The organism is Fructobacillus durionis (assembly GCF_900112405.1).
GTDB classification, from domain to species: Bacteria; Bacillota; Bacilli; order Lactobacillales; family Lactobacillaceae; genus Fructobacillus; species Fructobacillus durionis.
Genome location: NZ_FOLI01000001.1, coordinates 18,684 through 39,431, shown reverse-complemented (window position 1 = coordinate 39,431; position 20,748 = coordinate 18,684). Strand labels below are relative to the sequence as shown.

Sequence of the window (20,748 nt, the reverse complement as noted above, 5' to 3'; positions counted from 1 at the left end):
GAGTGAATTCACTCATTTTCAATCTCTTCTACTTTACCATATCGTCCGAATTTTCCGCTAAAAATCCGGTATTTTTTGGTATTCTTAAAACATGATAAGAATGAAAAAAACAATTCAAAATTCACTTTATAGTCCTGTGGCACTCTCTTTTTGGTTGCCATTCTTTTTTCTATTAACATACTTTATTTATCGGCACATGGCGCCCTTCGGAAATTCGACCATTTTAACTGTCGATTTAGGGCAACAGTATCTGGATTATTTTGCACAATTTAAGCATACAGTTCTCCAGGATCCGTCCGCTTTTTTCTATTCATTTTCATCCGGTCTCGGTAGCGACATGGTAGCTGAATGGTCCTACTACTTAATGTCGCCCTTTAACTTTATCTTTTTACTAGCTAACCCCACGACCTTGCCCGACTGGATTTTACTCGTCACACTCCTCAAAATCGCCTTCGCCGGACTAACAATGGCCATATTTTTAGAACGAGCCCTTCATTTAAAGGGCTACATCGTCACGATTTTTGCCATCAACTATCCACTTTCCGCCTGGTTTATCTCAAATGATTTAAACCTACTCTGGCTGGATACGGCAATTCTTGTCCCTATCGTTCTCTTAACCCTACACAAATTACTTCGCACCAGCAAAGCCTGGCCATTCGCGCTATCTCTATCTTTAGCCATCCTATCGAACTACTACATCGCCTGGATGCTAGCACTCTTTCTAATCCTATACTTACCAATCGCCTGGACTAACGAGCGGCCAAAGCAGCCCCTCCTTCTTCTATTAAAAGTGGCAATCGCTAGCCTTTCCGCCGTTCTACTAACTGCCTGGCTTTGGCTACCCACACTCGCGCAACTTCAAATGGGGAAAACGACCCATTCAGCAAAGTGGACACTCAGCTTTGAAAACAACCCGGCCTTTCTTTTCTTTAAGTTAATTCCCGGTTCCTTCGACTTTAACCAAATGCAGAATGGGCAGGCAAACTTTTTAGTTGCCCCAATTATCATTTTTTTCATTTGGGCCTTCTTCTCTAAAAAGTCGATTCGCTTAACCGAGAAATTCTTCTCGCTCTTTGCGATGGCCATCCTCATCTTAGCCACTTGCTGGACACCTTTGATTTTGCTTTTCCACGGCGGTCAATACCCTGTTTGGTACCCAGCTCGTTTTTCATTCTTCATTTCCTTACTTGCTATCATCCTAGCAGCACGTGGTTACCAGCCCGGATGGCTACCAAGCATTCTTGCTCGTTTATTCTTCCTTGCTGGCACCTTAGCCATCACCATCTGCGGTTCACTGCAGCTAAACAAGCTATCCTATATAGATAAACCAGAATTGCTCACTTTTCTTTTCGTTTACCTATTAACGATTCTGACCCTCTTATTTTTAAACCAACACATCCTGCGACTTTGGGTACTTGGCATTCTAACCGCCTTCTTCTTGATAGCGAACCTGGCCATGACCCTAAACCATATTTCTTATCTAACTAATAAGGAATACCAATCGGGGGCAAAGCAGGTAAGCATAGTCAACCAATCATTAAAGCAAGATAATTCTTGGTACCGTGTGGCTGAGGGACTGGGACGGACCTATAACGATGGCTTTTTAGGTAGTTTTAAGGCTGGATCACACTTCTCATCCCTATTGCCTGCCAATTCCGCTACTTTTTACCGCAACATGGGACAAATTTCAGGTGATTCCAAGGTTTCATATAACAACGGTACAACCGTTTTGGACTCCCTACTATCTTTCAAGTACTATCTGGATCAAAGTAACGATAGCTCATCGAAACAAACAAATACTCTTAAAAGGTCCACCCGACCGGATTATCAAAATGCTCCAATCGTTGCCTCCGGTAAGGGTTGGGCAATTAAGAAAAATGAAACAGCTCTTCCACTTGCCTATGCTGCCTCAAATCAGGCATTAAATACACCGATTAACATCCGCTATCCTCTAGCAAATCAAGAGCGACTGCTGACTTATCTAGCGGGCAAAAAAGCCGAAATCCTGCTCACCCAACAACCCCTTTCCATGTCAGGCTCTTACAATTTAGCTAAGTCAGAAAATATTACTGGCGGTGTCATTCAAGCGGTAAATAAGAAGGAACCTGCTAGCCTACTCCTAACCTTTACGCCAACAACGGATGGTGCCTACTACTTGAACCTTGGTGGCGCCTTTGATTTATCGGGCGTCATCCTGACTCTAAACGGACATCAAGTTAAGCAGGAAAGTGGCTATAATCATACCGTTGCACTAAATCTTGCAAACGATGCAAAGGGACAGGAGCAAACCTTAGCCATCGTCCTTCAAAAAGGTACCAGCAAGGGCTACCTAGATGACTTGGCACTATACGCCTTTGATAAAACGCAAGTCCAAAAGGACTTGGAAAAGCTTCATACTCACCCATTAAAAATCACAAAATCAAGTTCTCGCCGTATCGAAGGAGAAATGACAACTACTAAACAGCAGTCACTCATCATGACCTCCATCCTTTATGCTCCTGGATGGAAAGCTCAATTAGATGGCCATACGGTAGCAACTAAGCAAGTTGCAAGCGGTCTCTTGGCGGTACCAAGCACACCAGGAAAACACCACCTTGTGCTAACCTACACACCACCTTACCTAATGGTAGGAATAGTGATTAGCGGGACTTTTGCCTTCTTGTTGTCTCTTATTTACGGATACAAAAGATTCTTCTCACTTGCACGGAGCAAGCGCCCGTGATATAGTCAGTTTGCTGTATTTTTTATGCCTAAAGCATTGAAAGGATGAAGTTCCATGGCGGAAGAAAAAACATTTCCAATGACGGCCGAAGGCCGCGATAAATTACAAGCTGAGGTGGAGGACTTAATTACACGTCAGCGTCCAGAAATTACGAAGCGAATCCAAATCGCTCGTTCATATGGTGACCTTTCAGAAAACTCTGAATACCAATCAGCCAAGGATGAACAAGCCTTCGTCGAAGGACGTATCGTTACTCTTCGTAAGATGATTGAAAACGCTGAAATTATTTCAGCTGATGACTCAGATGCTGACCAAGTTGCAATGGGTAAGACGGTTACCTTCCAGGAATTGCCTGACGAAGAACCTGAAACTTATACAATCGTCGGTTCTGTTGAAGCTGACCCATTGGCTGGTAAAATTTCAAACGAATCACCAATGGCTGCTGCCTTGCTTGAAAAGCACCAAGGCGACACTGTTCGCGTGCCACTTCCAAACGATGTGATGATCGAAGTTAAGATTCTCAAAGTCGAAAGTGCTAAGTAATAGAAAAGACCGCTCAGCGGTCTTTTTTTATGCAATAAAAAAGAGTAGAGGACCTTATAATGTCCACTACTCTTTTATTTTTATGCGAAAGAATGAATATTACCAATAATCATCGCACCAAGCACAATCAGGATTGTTCCAATGATAATTGCTTTCATTTGACGGGACGACTTCTTCTCGTGAAGAATGTAGATCCCTGAGAAGGTTCCCACAACTAAATTCAACTGTGAAAGCGTTGTCGCGATGGTTTGACCAACCGCCGGGTTCGCAGCAGAGATAAACATAAAAATGTTACCTAAGGCCCAAACAACCCCTGTCAGCATGTTTTTCCACGATGGTGCTTCCAACATGGCGTCCTTTTCATGGAAGACAAAGATAACAATTAAGACGGCTCCAACTACCTGACCTAAAGCCTGGGGGCCAAGCAAGGCAGTCATATAATTCAATCCATTTCCAGCAGTTCGAACGGATGATGAAATGTACCCGATTTTTGCTAAGAAATTTGGTAGAACGAAGTAAATCATGAAACCGGCTGTTGAAATTGTCAGGTAAAGCATTGACTTAAAATCAACCTTTGGCTTGCTGGCATCGGACTTATCAGGCGTTGAAATGAAGAAGGCTCCCGTAACAACTAAAGCGATCGAAATAATTCCCACGGCCCACATGGCTACTGTAGACCATTCTCCAAGGATTGTAGCTGCCAATAAGGCGTTCATGATAATTTGCCCAGCAGTTGAAAGTGCAAGCCCTAAAGCGACGCCTAAGCGCTTATACGTTAATAGTTGATAAGCGGTTCCAACAGCCCAGACTAAACCAGACAAAATCCCAACAATCCAAACCTCTGGCCCCAGGTAAAAACCATTTGGAATAACATATCCAAACATCACAAACAGCCCAAATAATAAAGCCCCTGCGGATATTCCTAAAGTTTGTTGTGAAGCTGATCCACCAATCTTGGTGGCGACAATCCCTACCGAGCCCCAAAATAAAGCTGGTAGTAAAGCTAGTACAATGGCAATGTCCATTTTCTTTCCCCTTTACTTTCGTACAAGGCCAATTATACATACTGTGAAATAATACACAACGTTTATTTGTTAATTATTCACAAATAGAATAGAAAGAATATGGTTATTGTTCTTAAAGTACCTATATAAAGGAATTTCAATAGATTTATCCATATAAAAAAGGAAGTGCCAAGCACTTCCTTTTCTTTTTTTATATTGTTAATTAATTATCAATATCAAGCGAATGAGTGAATGTTACCAATAATCATAGCACCAATTACAACGAGAATAGTACCAATGATGATTGCCTTCATCTGAGTAGAAGACTTCTTCTCACCCAAGATGTAAATTCCACCGAACGTTCCAACAACGATGCACAATTGTGAAAGCGTCGTGGCAATTGTCTGACCAACGTGTGGGTTAGCGGCTGAGGCAAACATGAAGATGTTACCCAAAGCCCAAACCAAACCAGTTACCAAGTTCTTGGCAGTTGGCTTTGCAAACATTGTCTTACCTTCTTTAAGAACGAAGACAGCGATAATCAAAGCGCCAATAACCTGTCCAATGGCCTGTGGGCCAACGATGGCAGTCATGTAGTTCAAACCGTTTCCAGCTGAACGTACTTCTTCTGATACGTAGCCTACCTTAGCTAAGAAGTTAGGGAAGACGAAATACAACATGAACCCAACAGTTGACATGATCAAGTAGAAAATTGACTTAGAATCAATCTTTGAAGGTTCTGCTGCAGATTTGTCAGGCTTTGAAATAAAGATGGCACCCGTTACAACCAAGCCGATTGAGATGATACCAACCAACCACATTGCTGCAGAAGTCCATTCTCCAAGCAAAGTAGCGGCCAACAAGGCGTTCATAATAATCTGTCCGGCAGTTGAAAGTGGCACGCCAAGTGACACACCCATCTGCTTGAAGAGCAAGAACTGGAAGGCCATTCCCATTGCCCAAACCAAACCAGACAAGAGACCAACTACCCAAACTTCAGTCCCCATGTAGAAACCGTTAGGGATAACGTAGCCAAACATTGTGATTAATCCGAAGATCAAAGCACCTGCTGACATACCTAGTGTTTGTTGTGCGGCTGAACCGCCCATCTTAGTTGATACAAGACCAACTGACCCCCAGAACAAGGCAGGGAGCAAAGCCATGATAATTGCAAAATCCATCTTAGTGGACTCCTTTCACTTGATTACGTATACTATTGTAACTCAATGTAAACGCTTACACAAGTCTTTTTATAAAAAAAGAAAGTGACAAGCACTTTCTTAAGGTTTTATTTAGAATTAACTTCAGTAATTAGGCAAAGGAATGAATATTTCCAATGATCATGGCCCCAATCAAAACAAGGACGGTTCCAATGATAATTGTCTTCATTTGAGTTGGAGTCTTCTTTTCATGCAAGATGTAGATACCACCAAACGTTCCAACAACGATGTTCAATTGTGACAAAGTCGTAGCGATTGTCTGACCAACGTGTGGGTTAGCAGCAGCCAAGAACATGAACAAGTTACCCAAAGCCTGAACAAGTCCAGTCAAGAGGTTCTTCCATGAAGGCTTAGCAAACATTTGCTTTTGCTCGTGGAAGATAAAGATAACAATCAATACAGCACCCAAAGCTTGACCAACAGACTGTGGGCCGATGATGGCTGTCATATATTGCAAACCGTTTCCAGCTGAACGTACTTCTTCTGAGACATAGCCAATCTTTGCCAAGAAGTTAGGCAAAACAAAGTACATCATGAAACCAGCAGTAGATAATACAAGGTACAAAATTGACTTTGAATCAATCTTTGATGCAACCGCAGCCTTCTTATCTGGCTTTGAAATAAAGACCGCACCAGTTACAACTAGAGCAATTGAAATGATACCAACAACCCACATGGCAACCGTTGTCCACTCACCCAAAATCGTAGCAGCAAGCAAGGCGTTCATAATAATCTGTCCAGCAGTTGAAAGTGGCACACCAAGTGAGACACCCATTTGCTTAAAGAGCATGAATTGGAAAGCGATTCCCATCGCCCAAACCAATCCTGAAAGTAATCCAGTCACCCAGATTTCAGGTCCCAAGTAGAAACCGTTTGGGATAACGTAGGCGAACATCAGAAGCAATCCAAAGATCAAACTTCCAAATGAAATTCCCATTGTTTGTTGAGCGGCGGTACCACCCATCTTTGTGGTAACGATACCAACTGACCCCCAGAACAAGGCAGGGAGCAAGGCCATAATAATTGCAAAATCCATCTTAGTGGACTCCTTTCACTTGATTACAAATATTATTATATAGTAATGTAACCGCTTACACAACACTTTTTTTGTATTTTTTGTAATAAAAATCCCCGTTATCTCTTATAAATATAAAAAAGGCCTAGAAAACTAGGCCTTTTTATTACTTATCATACTGAACCAAATTCCAATTTTGGATAATTCGAATAATGGCTGCAGGATAATTTGGATCTGTTGCATAAGAATCATCATAAAGAGCTTGCGCTGCATCCTTATAATTCGTTGCTGCAATCACATCCTTAAACTGGTTAGCATTCCAAGTATTACCATTGACCAAAGTCTTTGCATGGGCTTTCATAGAATCCTTATAAGAAGCATAGACCGCAAAGCGTGCCTTCTTCGTTACAGTAACCCCATTCTCAACTTCCTGTGTTTCCAAAACAACCGACTTTCCAGTAGTCGTATCATCCGTTTTAACACCATAAAAGTTATTGTACTTAGAAGAAAGAGCTGAATCATCCCAGTTTGACTCATGAATTGCCTGTGCAATTGAAATTGAAGGAAGAATTCCGTAGTCCTTCTTTAGTTGCTGTGCATACGAGGCAATCTTCTTGATAAAGGCTAAGCGACGGTCGAACTCCGTCTTACCACCATTTTCAGCTAGAAGAACAGCAGTTGAAACTGGAATACCATTGCTCTTCAACTCGGGATAATAATCCTTCATTTCCTTATTTGTTCGCTTAATCAAGTCACGAACAAGGGCATCTGCAGACTTTTCGTCCTTCAGCTTATAAATACCTGGCATCACCAGATCGTACAAAGTCAAATCAGACTTAGCATTCAAGAAAAGCTTTGGATACTTTTCCTTCATTTCCTTAATCAGGTCTTTGTCAGAGTATGCCTTTAACAAATCGGTCTTTGAAACGTTTGCCGCGTCTGCCATGGTACCGGCAGTCTGTGCAGCCGTTTTATTGCCATCGATGTAAGTGTAACCTGAATCTAAGACTGGGGTTTCTTCAGGGCCTTGAGCCAGTTCTTCGTAAACATTATCGATGCTTTGCACTGGGGAGAAGAGATAGGTACCAGATTTGATTGACTTAGCACCATAGCGCTTTGCATATCGAGTCAAATAACGTTCGTTACGAATTAGGCCCTTCTTCTGCAGCTTCTTACCAACCTGTGAGATTGAATCGGATGAAGAAACCTTAACCTCAGTCAAGGACATATCATCAGGGTTCTTCGCCGAATACCCGCGATGGTTAACATAAAGGGCAGAAGCTCCACCGACAATTAACAAAGCTAAAATAATTAGGATAATATTACGAACGGGATGCTTCTTCTTATTTTTTTTGAGTCGTTTGTTAAATTCAAGTTCCATATCGGATAGCTTTCTCTAGATAATCAGTAAAAGACACCACCAATACTTACGGGCGGTGTCTTTTAACTTTAAATTGATTTCATAAAAGGAATGATTACTTCATCAATGACTGAACGTCACGGGCAATCATCAATTCTTCATCGGTTGGGATAACCAATGTCTTAATCTTGGCATCGGCAGCTGAAATATCGGCTTCGTCTGTGCAGCCTTCGTTCTTCTTAGCATCAATCTTGATACCGAAGTAACCAAGTCGTTCTGCCACTTCTTCACGAATCCAATCAGCATTCTCGCCAATTCCAGCAGTGAAGACAATGGCATCAGCACCATCCATCTTAGCTACATACTGACCAATGTATGAAACAACACGGTCAACGAAAATGTTAATAGCCAATTCGGCCTTTTCGTTATCCTTACGTGCAGCGCGTAGGTCACGCATGTCAGATGACAATTCAGAAATACCTTGCACACCAGACTGCTTGTTCAAAACGTTCAACATTTCATCGTTGGACAAGTTTTCCTTACCTTGAATAAAGGCAACCAATGAGGCATCAACATCCCCAGAACGAGTAGCCATCGTGACACCAGCCAATGGTGTGAATCCCATTGATGTATCAAAAGACTTACCATTCTTAACCGCTGTGATTGAAGCACCAGCACCTAGGTGGAGTGTGATCAGCTTCAATTCATCAAGGGGCTTACCCAAAAGTTCAGCAGCCTTACCGGCAACATAACGGTGTGAAGTTCCGTGAGCACCGTACTTACGTGCGCCATACTTTTCATAGTACTTGTATGGCAATGAGTAAAGGTAGTTAACCTTAGGCATTGTTTGGTGGAAGGAAGTATCGAAAACAGCGACTTCTGTTGCATCTGGCAAAAGCTTTTGGAAGACACGGATTCCCATTGCGTTGGCTGGGTTGTGCAATGGTGCATAGTCAGCCAATTCATCAATCTTTGCCAAAACATCGTCATCAATCAAAACAGACTTGTCGAAGTATTCACCGCCGGCAACAACACGGTGTCCAACACCAACGATTTCGTTGAAGTCTGAGATGATATCCAAGTTTGACAACTCTTCAAGCATCATGTTGATAGCAACTGAGTGATCCTTGATAGCAGTTACCGTCTTGAACTTAGCCTTTTGGCCTTTTACTTCTACTTGATCGTTAGCCTCAGCCTTTGCGTTAGCAGCAAACTTAATCGTAAAGATGGCGTCATCCATTCCGATTCGTTCAACCAACCCTTGGGCAATTACTTCTTCAGCTGGCATCTCCAACAATTGGAACTTTAGTGAAGATGAACCAGCGTTAACAGCCATAATCTTTGCCATGAAAATTTTCCCACCTATTCTTAGTCTAATCTAGCTCTTTTTCCTTATTCAGTTTACCCCAGTCGCCTAAATCTTGCAAAAATTCTTCTAGCGCCTGACTCTCCTTAACGGATGGGTATTGACCGAGCATTACTTCACTCTTTGGCTTAGCGTCAGAATGACGAATAACCAAGATTGCCTTTTGCTGTTCCTTCTTCTGGAAGTATGCCTGTGGCAAAGTCAAGAAGGCCTTCAACTGAGCCTTTTGAGCAAAGAGCTTCAAGATACTTTCATGATGCGCACCGGACAAAATATCGGCTGGAACAACTAGGTAAGCCCAACCATCCTTTTTAATTAGATCCAAAGCCTTTTCAATCATTAAGAAGTGCGCGTAAGACTTATCTTCTTTAAAGGCTGTAACGAAACCAGCCGGCGCTTCCTTTGGATAATAGCCAATTGGCAAATCCGCAATGACAACGTCTGCTGGCAGTAATTCATCTTCAGGCAAATCAACGACATCCCCCAAAAAGAAGTCAACTTGATTGTCATTTAGCAAATCCGCAGTAACAGAGGCCAAGGCCAACTGGGAATCAACGGTATCAATTCCAACTGTCTTAACCGTAGCCTTCTTAGCTTGTAATACTTCTTGGACTGTCCAGAGAAGATTAGCAGAACCAACAGCCATGTCTGTCACTGTTGCCGCTTCTGAATCGGGGTTATCCAAATTTGCCGTTTTAGCAACCAGGTCACCTAATAGGTAACCAATACCATCTGGCGTCAATTGTTCGTTAGCAGGGACCTTATCTTCTTTATCTGCCTTCAAAATCAACAACTGCAAAATATGACGACGTTCTTGGAAAGAAAAAGATGCCCAATTAATGGAAAACAGCTCTTTTAAAGCAAGCTGGCTATCCGCAGAAAAAACCTCTTTATCTTCGGCTGATAATTCCTGTTCATGTAAAGTTGCCAAAGTTTGTACTAAGGCTTGTCGTGAACTTACCTGTTCACTCTTTTTGACCCGTTGTACGACGGAATCAATCGTTTGAAATTGTTCTGGAATATTTACTTTTGTCATGCCTTTATTTTAGCCTTTTTTAAAGGCTCCGGCAAGCTCATGGATGGAGAAGTGGGCGCTCGAATACATCCCCTTTTACCGTAATTTGAATGCGGTCTTTTTCAGGTTGCACTTCATAGGAGGCTGATGCTTTTTTGTTGGCTCCCTCTTTCTGACCGTTTTGGTGGTATGCCGTCGCGGCTCGGATTTGAAGAGTGTCCACTTCTTCCTGGCGGATGATTGCTTTGGTGGCCTGAAGGCGTTGGGTGAGGGCGCGACTTTGGAGGATGTAGCCCATGGAAAGAGCAGATAAAATCAAGATTGTCGGCAGTAAAACATAGGCCGAACGTTCACGGTTTTTCAACATGCTCCGCCTCCTTTCTCCTATCTAAAAAAAGGACAGCTACTGCTTTTTTATCCTTAGCATCTCTTACCGTAACCCTTTGATAGGAACCAAAATTTTGGAAATCAATTTGCTTCACTCGATTAAGCAAGACCATTTTCCCACGTTTGTCACCTTGTAAAACCAGTTGTCCGTTGACGACCGACAAGATCTTTTGACCTTCACGGTCATCTTTTGAAAGAGTTAGTTGATGAGAGGTAGACTTTTCTAACACATAACCTTGTTTTTGCAGTTGCTGGCAGACAGCCGCCAGTCGCTCCTCGCTAATAGGCGGTTGATTGATTGTTCTACCGCGAATCAAATAAGACAACCCCGTAAAAACCATCCCCATTACCGCTAAAGCAACGAGACTCTCTAAAAGTGTAAACGCGGGCTGTCCCCTAATTTTCAACATGTTCTTTGGTTTCCCTTTCATCAACTACTCGCTGCCAATCCTCCAAAGCTCGTTCCTTTTCGACAAGCTGTTTTTTCAAAGTCATCCTAGCCTCCGTTATTTTTACTTGATAATGGTGCAAGACACCCACTTCAACCATAATGGCCATCACAACTAGCGATAGAGCGACTAATCCTTCAACAATTACAAAGGACGGACGTTCATTCTTTAATAAAGCGATAGGATCCACCTCCAAACTGTATGATTAACTTCAATATTTCCCCACCCCTTTTCCAATTGATTGACTGTGGCGAGACAAATCCAGAAGAACTAATTCTTATTTTTTTAGCTTCAACAAGAACGTAGGAAGTCGGATATGGAAGTAACTTTCCCTGATCTTGCATTCCGTCTTGTTCAAAGTAAATGATTTGTTCTTTTTGCTTCAGTTGCGCCCTTGTTTTAGCTGCGGTATAAGTACTAGTAAACACCTCTTTGAACTGTTGAACCGTTACCTCGTTCTTCCGGGGACGAAAAGTAATTGTTAGGGTTAAAATTAAGGACAACATAAACAAAACAAGCATACTTTCCACCAGTGTAAAGGCAGTTCGCCGCCTAACCTTTAACATCGTGTCCCTTAATGACAATCTTCAATTTCTGCGCCTTTTCCATCTGTTCCTTGGTTAGGTAGTCCCCCTTTCTTAAATCGGAAAAGCTAACGGACTTTTGGTCCGGGTGATCGTTTAAGTACAAATCAACCTGGGTCTGCACTCTTCCAACCATGGCCTGCCGATGGGTTGCTTCGGCTCGCTCACGCTGTCGATTCAAGTTGGGCAATATTAGTAAAAGTAGTAAGGCAATAATAAATAAAACCACGGTCGCTTCTATTAAGGTGAAAGCAGACCTTTCCCCTTTAGCTAATAAACTTTTTGTTGAATTTCTCATCACTTCTCTTCTCATAGTTGATAACCTCCTAGGTTTTGGTACAGCGGTAATAACATCGCTAAGTAAAGTAAAACAATTGTTCCGCCAATAATTGAAAATAGAACGGGCTGTAACATCGCGAAAAAAGACTTCACTTGTTGATCAAAACGTTCGTACTCTCGCTTAGCGTAATAAGACAGATAGGCCGCTAAAGTTCTGGAATCAAAGCCACGCGTCAGATAGGCAGATAAGCCCGGACGTACATAACTTTGTTTTTCTAACCATTCATCCACGCTTATTCCAAGGAGAAGCGCCCTTCTGGCATATTTTGCTAACTCAGCGCTAAGTGAATGATCTTCATCACCCCCATTAAAAAAATGTTCAATAATTGATGGGAGGCTTAACCCGGCGCCCAAAAAGACGGCAAGATTTTCAGCTAACAGTGCGCTAACTAAGTCTTTGGTCATTCCGGATAAAATGGGTACCTTGGTTAAGATAAGGAGGCGCTTTAAAGGTGTACACCTCAACAGATAAGCATAAAAGATAAAGAGTGCTACGGCCAGCATAATCACCATTCCCAGTAACCCATGTAAGAAAGCAAGTGGCCAGTTATTCCCACCAGAACTCCCCACGTTTCCTGCTAACTCAGCAAAAACCGGGTAAAGGGTCTGTTCCAAGGTGAAGACAAGACCGATTAATATAAAAATTAGTAGAACTGGATAAGCCAGTGCTTGTTTTAGTTGACGCTGATAGCTCAATAATTGTCGGACTTTTTCGGCTAAAAGATGCAAGGTTTCATCAAAGCGTCCGTGTTGCCGAGCCAAATCCAGATAGGTCGCCAAAGTTGGACTCAGTAGTTCTTTCAAAGCAGCACTCAAGTCCATGCCTACCGCCAATTTTTCTTGAACGGCTAATAGACCAGGGCTCCAATGCGGATGTCCCGTTTTTAAAACATCCAAAGATAATCCAAGAGAATAACCAGCCTGACTCAATTCTGCTAATTCCGACAAAAAGGCTGCCTGATCTGATGCATTCAATCGAAACGTTTTCTTTTTTCTAAATCCCATCATGACTGTCACCTCCTTTATTCAACGGATGTTGTAACCGTCGGTACAGCCGCCTCTTTTCACGCCAGTCAACCCGGGTAAAACTGGACTGTAATTCACCAGAAGAGCCAGGCTCTAAACGCATATACAAAGATTGCACTAAGGCTTCACGAACTAGACTTTCCTTTAAACCTAAATCGACTAAACGTTCTAAAACTAACTCTGCTGAGTTGGCATGGATAGTTGCGATGACCAAGTGCCCCGACAGCGCAGCCTGCAAAGCAGCCTCAGCAGTTTGACCATCACGCACCTCACCAATCACCAGAATGTCCGGCCGGTGTCGCAAGGCTACTTTAATCAATTCCTGATAAGTAATCCCTGCCTGCTCATTCACTTGCAATTGCAGGAACTCTTTCTGAGCCATTTCCACCGGGTCCTCAACCGTTAGCACCACCTGCCCTTCCGACCAATGCTTCAGTAATTCATACATCATCGTCGTCTTCCCCGAACCCGTTGGACCCGCCAGCAAATAGAGACCACTTTCGGGCTGGTTTGATAACAGTTCTTTCCAAGTCGATTCAGAAGAAAATTGGAAATCCTGATGACTGCCAGCAATTAGACGCAGCACAACACTTTCCCTATCTAAAAAATCACCCACCGACGATACCCGGACAAAACCCCCAGCGAAATCAAACCGCCCTAACTGCGGGCGCCTCTCCTCGGCCAGGTTCAAATTCGACCAGTACTTCATTAAAGACAGCATTGAACGGGCAAAGTCATTGGAAACCGTTCCCACCGATTCGAGGCGCGCTAAACGCTGACCAGTTATTGCGTATCCATTCTCCTTTGGTAAAAAATATAGGTCCGAAAACCCATGTTCAAAAGCCAGTGTTAGCAACTTTTCCAAGTAATCTTTTACTGACTCACCCCTTTCCTGGGGCCATTTTCTTTCTTTATTCATTTCTTTCCCCTTTCACCACCATTACACGAGGGAAGATTTAAAAAAGCATAGAAAAAAGCCCAATCGCTCAAATTGGACTTTTAAAATAAAAATATTTAATTACTTAGCTTGCTCTTTAGCCGCCTCAAAGGTTGATTCTAACAGAGTAGCAATGGTCATTGGACCAACACCACCGGGAACTGGTGTTAACCAGCCAGCCTTCTCTGCCACTAGTGGGTCAACATCGCCAACGGCCTTGCCATTAACCACGTTCATCCCCACATCAACCACCACGGCACCTTCTTTAATTGGGTCCACGGTAACGAATCCAGGAATTCCCACGCCAACAGCCACAATGTCCGCCTGCTGTAAAGCAGTTGTCAAAGTCGCCTCGTCCGTATACCGATGAGCGATTGTCACCGTCGCATCCGCATTCAATAGCAAGGCAGCCATGGGACGGCCAAACAATTGTGAACGGCCAATAACAACCGCCTGCTTTCCGGCTGGATTAATACCGTAGTGGTCAAGTAAGGTCATAACACCCTTTGGCGTTGCTGCCACTGGGTATTGCCCTTCCTCATTTGCGAAAAGACGACCCTGGTTGGTAACGCCCAGACCATCCACGTCTTTTTCAGGGGCGACCGTCGCAAAGATGCTTGCATCATCCACCCCGGCTGGCAATGGTGCTTGAATTAAAATACCAGTCACGTCTGGATCAAGATTTAGTTCACGAACAATTTGCTGTACTGCCTCTGTTGTTGAACCAGCAGGTACCGCAATATCCTGCGTTTTAATACCAACCTTTGCAGCAGCCCTTTGCTTCATGCCGACGTAGAGTTTTGACCCGCCGTCATTGGGGTCATAAACAACCGCTAGGGTTGGGTGTAAACCGGATTCACCGATTTCAATCGCTAGCTTTTCACGTAATTCCTTCGCTACTGCTTTTCCATCTAAAATTTGAGCCATCATTGCCTCTTTACTCGCCCATTCGGCGGAACTGTTGTAAAATAATATTACTGTTATTTTAACAAATGTTCGCAACTAAAGGAGATAAAATGGCCGATCAACGTATTTCATGGGACCAGTATTTCATCGCGCAATCTGCAATCCTATCCACTCGTTCGACTTGTACACGGCGACACGTCGGGGCCATCCTTGTAAAGGATCACCGCATTATTGCCTCCGGGTATAACGGTGCCGTTTCGGGTACACCGCACTGTACCGAAGTGGGCGACTACATCGTCGACGGCCACTGTATCCGTGCCGTTCACGCTGAGCAAAACGCCCTCATGCAGGCGGCCTCAATGGGAATTCCCGTCGAAGATTCAACACTCTACGTAACGGACGCCCCCTGTGTTTTCTGTACTAAGTTACTCCTACAAGCTGGTATTAAAAACATCAAATTTATGCGGGACTACCGCAACGACCCCTTTGCAGAAGAGTTGCTCAAGCAAAAGCAGGTTCCCCTTGTTCAGGTACCCTTCGAAAAGGAAACCGCCGATCAAATCGATTTAGGACAATTTATTCAATAGCATGCAAAGCAGTCCAGCCTAAGGCTGGACTTTTTATTTAGATGCTAACTAATTTAAAAGTCTTGCAAATGAGAGCCGAATTGCTCATACTTAATAGAAGAATTTTCAAGAAATCGAGGATGTCAGATGAGCAAGAATGAAGAACAATATTTGAACTTAGCCCAAAAGATTTTGGACGAAGGGCACGAAAAAGGTGACCGTACCGGTACTGGTACCTACTCAATCTTTGGAACACAAATGCGTTTCAATTTGTCAGAAGGTTTCCCCCTTCTGACAACTAAAAAAGTCTTCTTCAAGCTCATCAAGTCTGAACTACTCTGGTTCTTGCGCGGTGATAACAACATCCGTTTCTTGCTCCAACACAACAACCACATTTGGGACGAATGGGCCTTCCAGCAATGGGTTGAGTCAGAAGACTACGATGGTCCTGATATGACTGACTTTGGACTTCGTTCAGAACAAGATTCAGAATTCAAGGAAGAATACTTGAAGCAAAAGGACCGCTTTGTTCAACTCATCCTAGAAGACGATGACTTCATGGAAAAGTTTGGCTACATCGGTGAAGTTTACGGTAAGCTTTGGCGTTCATGGGCATCGGTTTTACCTGGTGGACAAGAAACCGACCAAATTTCAAACTTAATCGAACAGATTAAGACGAACCCCAACTCACGTCGTTTAATCTTGACGGCCTGGAACCCTGAGACAACGCCACAGGCACCATTGCCTTCCTGCCACGTCCTTTCACAGTTTTACGTAGCCGACGGTAAATTATCTGCACAACTTTACCAACGTTCTGGTGACTTCTTCCTCGGTGTGCCATTTAACATCGCTTCCTACTCACTGCTCATTCACATGATTGCAGCACAGACTGGATTGGAGGTGGGCGACTTTGTTCACACCATCGGCGACACCCACATCTACAAGAACCACGTGGATCAAGTGAAAGAACAACTTTCACGTCCAATGCATAAACTGCCAAAGATTTGGTTGAATCCTGAAGTGAAGTCCATCTTCGACTACACAATGGACGACATCAAGTTGGTTGATTATGAATCAGAACCAGCCATCAAGGCACCAGTTGCTGTCTAAATGAAAGAATAAAAAAGCAGGCCATTCCGGTCTGCTTTTCTTTTATGCTATTTCAGCAAATCTGTCAGTGAAAAAGTCGTGCGGTGGTAAATCCGATTGTGCAGTGACTTACGAGGGTTCTTAATCATCCCCATGCCCTTCTTCCCGTATCCGGGAATCACAGCTGACTTCCAAGCACGCGTGGCACGTCCCTTGGTCCGTGCACTAAACGACTTTTTCAACGATGGTGTTCGCATTCCGAATTTCATAGAACCCTCCAGTTATTAAGAATAATTCTATTATAGCGCTCTTTGCATTTTCTGAACAATGAGACTATATTCGAACTAGAGAGAATGCAAAAGGAGAAATGCTATGAACAAAAATCAAGAAGAACAGAAGCAACCAACCTTCTACTTGTATAAAAATCCATGGTTCATCCTTGTCTGCATCCTGGCAGTATTATGCATGGTTGCTTACACATGGCTGTTGGCATAAATTACCCACTCAAAAAAGGCTAGCCCATCGGGCTGGCCTTTTTACTTTGCTAATACGGACTGCCAATCAATTTCTAAGAAGTGACCGTTCTCATCACGCGGAATAATCCGCTCGATTTTTTGTTCTTTCAACGATTCCTTCATGCTTTCAAACCATTAACCCCTACCTACCAGTGACCTATAGTATCGATGGTTTTAAAAAGTTAATCTCGCTCAATAGCTTGAACCTGGAAAACGACGTACTGATTCTATTTGGATTCTTACTAGTCGGTCAATTGTTATTGGCTCTAGCTTATTGGAAGCATGAAAAACAGAATTTTGTGATTTAATAATCATACTATTCAAAAAGAACCTTTGGGTTCTTTTTTTATTTTCCAAACATTCAGATTAATTAAAACAATTTATGAGAGCAAAAAACAAACAGTTTTCACTTTATATTTCAATAATAATTATTAAATGTCAAAAGTAACATAAATATTGATTTATTTTAAAATAAAAGCCATTGCCATCTTGTGATTATATTACTATAATAATTCTAGAGAATTCTGTTAAATTAGCACTACTCTAATTTATTCAAACAAAAGAAATCAATACGTGCAAAGCTGAACCACGTTAAAAGCTGTACGAGGGAGTATCTTCATAATGGAAGAGAGTAAACATAACGAGCATAAAGTACTCGCTATCTTAGCAATTGTCTTTGGTGCAATCGGATTAGCCTTTTCATGGGTACCAATCATTAACAACATGGCTGCTATTTTCGCCGTTGTTGGTGCCATCTTGGGAATCATCGCTTTGGTTAAGAACCGTAAGTCAAAGAAGACTAAGTCAATTGTTGGTCTAGTACTTTCAGTTGTTGCATTCTTTATTGTTTTGAGCACTCAAAATACGTATTCTAACGAAATCGACAAGGCAACTGGAACCGCAACAAGTTCAAAGAGCACTGATAAGATTTCAACTCGTACCTTTAAAGTCGGCGAAACAGCTACTTACAAGGGTGTTGAATATAAGATTAACAGTGTTAACTACAATTCTGGAAACGAATATGTAAAGCCTGATAAAGATGGCAACAAGTACGTTGTCGTTAACGTTACTATCACAAACAAGGATAATGACGATAAAATTTCTTATAACCCATTTGATTTCAAGCTTGATGATAATGGCAATCAAACGGATATGGATTCATACGATCCAGACACAGAAGACACTCTAAAAAGTGGTGATTTAGCTAAGGGTGCTTCAGTAACCAGCAACTTGATTGGTGAAGCTAATTCATCAGATAAATTGAAAGTTATCTATGACGGTAACATGTTCTCAAAGAAGGAAAAAGTTACCTTCGCTTTGAACTAATCCACAACCTTTACAGCAAAACAAAAAGGAAACGATTCTTCACGAACCGTTTCCTTTTTTATATTGTCAATAATTAAGGCATTAGCCGAAATCAGCAAGCAAACTTTACATCAAATGCTGCTCCTTCATCAACTGTTCGACCCAGGTACCCTTAATCTTATTCAATCCAACTTTTGCAACCAACTTTGGAATTGGCAAGTCAGCTTCCAAGATACCCTTCTTGTCGTTCATGTAGTACATGGCACGGAGCAAGTAACGAATATCATAAGTCGAGTTAAAGACTTCAGGTACAGCACGCTCAACGTTCAAGAGGCTGTAGACCGCTTCCATTGACGTACGGACTGAATACTCGGTCGTAAAGACTGTGTCACGAGTTGGTGATTCCGCGAAGTTACCAATGAAGGCCAAGTTTTCTGAACCTGCAGGGATAACATCAGGACGATCACCTTTTACACGTGGCATGAAGTAAGAAGTGATGAATGGCATGTAAACAGGTACCGTGTTCATCGAATCTTCTGATGACAAGCGATCAATTTCACTCTCAGGTACTCCTAAGTGGTAGAGCAACTCTTTAGCAATTTCTTGACCAGAGCAGTCCTCAATCTTCTTGTGAATGTAATTTCCTTCAACATCAGAGTACAAACCATAAATCCAAACGATGGTCTCGTTTTCCTTTTGGCTCTTAAAGTGAGGTTGACGGTGAACCGCAAAGCTCATCATCCAGTTTGAATCAGTAATGGTAATGATTCCACCGGTGTTGACCTTGTGGTCGTGCAAAGAACGCTTCGTCAAGCGCTCAATGTATGGGTCCAACTCGGTGTTCTTAATCGTCGCCGTGGCTGAGATAAACCAGGACTTCTTAGGCAAGTTCTTGTAGAAGACCCCTGGGTGGCCAAAGTCGTCCGACTGAGCGGCCAAGTTTTCCCAAAGCTTCCATGAGCCACCAGGCGCGTCCGTCTTTTCAGCAGACGTGTTCTGATCACCATAAGTTGAACTTTCAGTAATTGAACCATTTGTGACGAAGACCAAGTCGTCCTTGGTTAACTCGATGGACTTTGCTTCACCATCGACCGTCATATCAATTTTCTTAGCGACTTTTTTACCATTGGACGTATCAACTTCAACGTTTTGTACTTGCGTACCCAACTGGAAATCCACGCCGTGGTCCTCCAAGTACTTCAACAGTGGCATGACCATTGAAGTGTACTGGTTGTACTTATTAAATTTAAGGGCTGAAAAGTCGGGCAAGCCGTCAATGTGGTGAATGAAACGCATCATGTAACGGCGCATCTCAGCTAATGAGTGCCACTTTTCAAAGGCAAACATCGTTGCCCAGTACGTCCAGAAATTACTCTTGAAAAAGTCATCGGAGAAGAAGTCTTCAATCGTTTGATTACCCAACTTCTCTTCAGGAGTCATAATCAACTTCATCAATTCCTGTGAGCTCTTACCAAGGGTGTATTGGCCATCAGTTGGTACTTCATTACCGCGTTTTTCAATCATACGGCAATTTGAAGTGTTTGGGTCATCCTTATCCAACCAGTAATACTCATCCAAATAGGACGCTCCAGGAACTTCCAAGGAAGGAATTGAACGGTACATGTCCCATAGGCACTCAAAATGGTTCTCCATCTCACGGCCACCACGGGTCACGTAACCAACGTCAGGGCGTTCCGTTCCGTCCAAGGAACCACCGTTGACTTTTAATTCTTCCAAAATATGAATCTTGTCACCGGCCATTTGACCATCACGGATTAGAAAGACGGCAGCTGATAAACCAGCCAATCCCCCACCCACAATGTAGGCGCTCTTTTGATCAACACCCTCGGGCTTACGGGGATGTGCGAAAGCTTCATAATTTCCTGAACTGTAGTGCATCATTAATCTCCTTTTTACGCGTGCGGCTAAAAAAGTCGTTCATCTGAATACACCTTCATTCTAACAGTATAAAATATAAATACAATGTCTCAGAAATTCTCTAAACAACAGAAATGTAATATCCTTCTAAATACATAAAAAGAGTCAGCAAACCGTGATGGGATGCTGACTTTTTTAAGTTAATTCAGTAATCATTTTGTGTAAAGAAATTCAAAACTGAGAAAATTTTACTTCTTTCTCGTGATATTCAGTATGGATTTCAAAAACTTCCCTTTTTACGGCATTGGAACTAGGTGCCGGGAAAGGAGGAAGCTTATGATAGATTTTGTACTTATTCTAATTCAATTGCTAGATAATCTAGCCATACAGCTTATCACTGAGCTGATACTAGCTCGATTGGATAAATGGTTACAATTCCAAAAGGAGAAGTAACCGTACGTGCCTCGACTACCCAGTCGGGGCTTCTTTTGTACAAAAAAGACCGCCATCCCCATGGCGATC

Annotated in this window: 22 protein-coding genes; 6 read left to right on the top strand and 16 right to left on the bottom strand. The window is 42.6% G+C overall.

The annotated features are described in order from the left end of the window. Positions 1-91: 91 nt before the first annotated feature. A complete protein-coding gene (locus BMZ93_RS00230) occupies positions 92-2,722 on the top strand; it encodes a YfhO family protein (RefSeq protein ID WP_091501035.1) in 2,631 nt (876 codons plus the stop codon). A 54-nt stretch (positions 2,723-2,776) separates the two neighbouring features. Further along, on the top strand, positions 2,777-3,265 hold the full coding sequence (greA, locus tag BMZ93_RS00225; RefSeq protein ID WP_091501034.1) for a transcription elongation factor GreA: 489 nt from the start codon (positions 2,777-2,779) through the stop codon (positions 3,263-3,265). Between the two features lie 80 nt (positions 3,266-3,345). On the opposite strand, the gene BMZ93_RS00220 is transcribed toward greA, so the two are convergent. The 14 genes from BMZ93_RS00220 to BMZ93_RS00160 form a co-directional block, all read right to left on the bottom strand. Then, positions 3,346-4,290, bottom strand: a complete 945-nt coding sequence (locus BMZ93_RS00220) for a GRP family sugar transporter (protein ID WP_091501032.1) — start codon at positions 4,288-4,290, stop codon at positions 3,346-3,348. Between the two features lie 215 nt (positions 4,291-4,505). Further along, the gene (locus BMZ93_RS00215) at positions 4,506-5,450 is read right to left on the bottom strand and encodes a GRP family sugar transporter (protein ID WP_091501031.1); all 945 of its coding nucleotides are present in this window, start codon (positions 5,448-5,450) and stop codon (positions 4,506-4,508) included. Positions 5,451-5,580: 130 nt separating this feature from the next. Beyond that, positions 5,581-6,525 (bottom strand): GRP family sugar transporter, encoded by a 945-nt coding sequence (locus BMZ93_RS00210; RefSeq protein WP_091501029.1) that lies wholly within the window; start codon positions 6,523-6,525, stop codon positions 5,581-5,583. A gap of 145 nt (positions 6,526-6,670) precedes the next feature. Continuing rightward, complete coding sequence (locus BMZ93_RS00205; RefSeq protein WP_091501028.1) at positions 6,671-7,885, bottom strand: endolytic transglycosylase MltG; 1,215 nt, start codon at positions 7,883-7,885, stop codon at positions 6,671-6,673. Positions 7,886-7,979: 94 nt separating this feature from the next. Next, entirely contained in the window at positions 7,980-9,212 is a 1,233-nt protein-coding gene (locus BMZ93_RS00200; protein WP_091501026.1) for an acetate/propionate family kinase, read from the bottom strand. A 25-nt stretch (positions 9,213-9,237) separates the two neighbouring features. Next, positions 9,238-10,266, bottom strand: coding sequence for a class I SAM-dependent methyltransferase (locus BMZ93_RS00195; RefSeq protein WP_091501024.1), 1,029 nt, complete (start codon positions 10,264-10,266; stop codon positions 9,238-9,240). Between the two features lie 37 nt (positions 10,267-10,303). Beyond that, positions 10,304-10,612 (bottom strand): hypothetical protein, encoded by a 309-nt coding sequence (locus tag BMZ93_RS00190; protein ID WP_091501023.1) that lies wholly within the window; start codon positions 10,610-10,612, stop codon positions 10,304-10,306. Beyond that, positions 10,596-11,042, bottom strand: a complete 447-nt coding sequence (locus BMZ93_RS00185) for a type II secretion system protein (protein ID WP_159427761.1) — start codon at positions 11,040-11,042, stop codon at positions 10,596-10,598. Before BMZ93_RS00185 ends, BMZ93_RS00190 begins: the two co-directional genes overlap by 17 nt. Continuing rightward, positions 11,029-11,181, bottom strand: coding sequence for a hypothetical protein (locus BMZ93_RS06545; protein WP_159427760.1), 153 nt, complete (start codon positions 11,179-11,181; stop codon positions 11,029-11,031). The genes BMZ93_RS00185 and BMZ93_RS06545 overlap by 14 nt, the downstream gene beginning before the upstream one ends. A 61-nt stretch (positions 11,182-11,242) precedes the next feature. Beyond that, on the bottom strand, positions 11,243-11,647 hold the full coding sequence (locus BMZ93_RS00180) for a type II secretion system protein (RefSeq protein WP_091501020.1): 405 nt from the start codon (positions 11,645-11,647) through the stop codon (positions 11,243-11,245). After that, positions 11,634-11,894 carry a competence protein ComGC gene (locus BMZ93_RS00175; protein WP_342027613.1) on the bottom strand — a complete coding sequence of 87 codons (261 nt, stop codon included), beginning with the start codon at positions 11,892-11,894 and terminating at the stop codon, positions 11,634-11,636. The genes BMZ93_RS00180 and BMZ93_RS00175 overlap by 14 nt, the downstream gene beginning before the upstream one ends. 80 nt (positions 11,895-11,974) lie before the next feature. After that, complete coding sequence (locus BMZ93_RS00170; protein WP_091501018.1) at positions 11,975-13,012, bottom strand: type II secretion system F family protein; 1,038 nt, start codon at positions 13,010-13,012, stop codon at positions 11,975-11,977. Beyond that, a complete protein-coding gene (locus tag BMZ93_RS00165) occupies positions 12,999-13,949 on the bottom strand; it encodes an ATPase, T2SS/T4P/T4SS family (RefSeq protein ID WP_091501016.1) in 951 nt (316 codons plus the stop codon). The genes BMZ93_RS00170 and BMZ93_RS00165 overlap by 14 nt, the downstream gene beginning before the upstream one ends. A gap of 99 nt (positions 13,950-14,048) precedes the next feature. Beyond that, positions 14,049-14,894 (bottom strand): bifunctional 5,10-methylenetetrahydrofolate dehydrogenase/5,10-methenyltetrahydrofolate cyclohydrolase, encoded by an 846-nt coding sequence (locus tag BMZ93_RS00160; RefSeq protein ID WP_091501014.1) that lies wholly within the window; start codon positions 14,892-14,894, stop codon positions 14,049-14,051. Between the two features lie 89 nt (positions 14,895-14,983). Between BMZ93_RS00160 and BMZ93_RS00155 the strand changes: the two genes are divergently transcribed. After that, on the top strand, positions 14,984-15,460 hold the full coding sequence (locus BMZ93_RS00155) for a deoxycytidylate deaminase (RefSeq protein WP_091501012.1): 477 nt from the start codon (positions 14,984-14,986) through the stop codon (positions 15,458-15,460). A gap of 126 nt (positions 15,461-15,586) precedes the next feature. Next, entirely contained in the window at positions 15,587-16,549 is a 963-nt protein-coding gene (locus tag BMZ93_RS00150) for a thymidylate synthase (protein WP_091501010.1), read from the top strand. A 47-nt stretch (positions 16,550-16,596) separates the two neighbouring features. Here the strand turns inward: BMZ93_RS00150 and BMZ93_RS00145 are convergent, their stop codons facing one another. Further along, on the bottom strand, positions 16,597-16,797 hold the full coding sequence (locus BMZ93_RS00145; protein ID WP_091501008.1) for a hypothetical protein: 201 nt from the start codon (positions 16,795-16,797) through the stop codon (positions 16,597-16,599). Between the two features lie 103 nt (positions 16,798-16,900). Between BMZ93_RS00145 and BMZ93_RS06675 the strand changes: the two genes are divergently transcribed. Together BMZ93_RS06675 and BMZ93_RS00140 are read left to right on the top strand one after the other, a co-directional pair. After that, positions 16,901-17,023 carry a hypothetical protein gene (locus BMZ93_RS06675; RefSeq protein ID WP_280139637.1) on the top strand — a complete coding sequence of 41 codons (123 nt, stop codon included), beginning with the start codon at positions 16,901-16,903 and terminating at the stop codon, positions 17,021-17,023. Between the two features lie 641 nt (positions 17,024-17,664). Then, entirely contained in the window at positions 17,665-18,369 is a 705-nt protein-coding gene (locus BMZ93_RS00140) for a DUF4190 domain-containing protein (protein ID WP_091501006.1), read from the top strand. Positions 18,370-18,474: 105 nt separating this feature from the next. Here the strand turns inward: BMZ93_RS00140 and BMZ93_RS00135 are convergent, their stop codons facing one another. Continuing rightward, positions 18,475-20,247, bottom strand: coding sequence for an oleate hydratase (locus BMZ93_RS00135; RefSeq protein WP_091501004.1), 1,773 nt, complete (start codon positions 20,245-20,247; stop codon positions 18,475-18,477). Between the last annotated feature and the right edge of the window lie 501 nt (positions 20,248-20,748).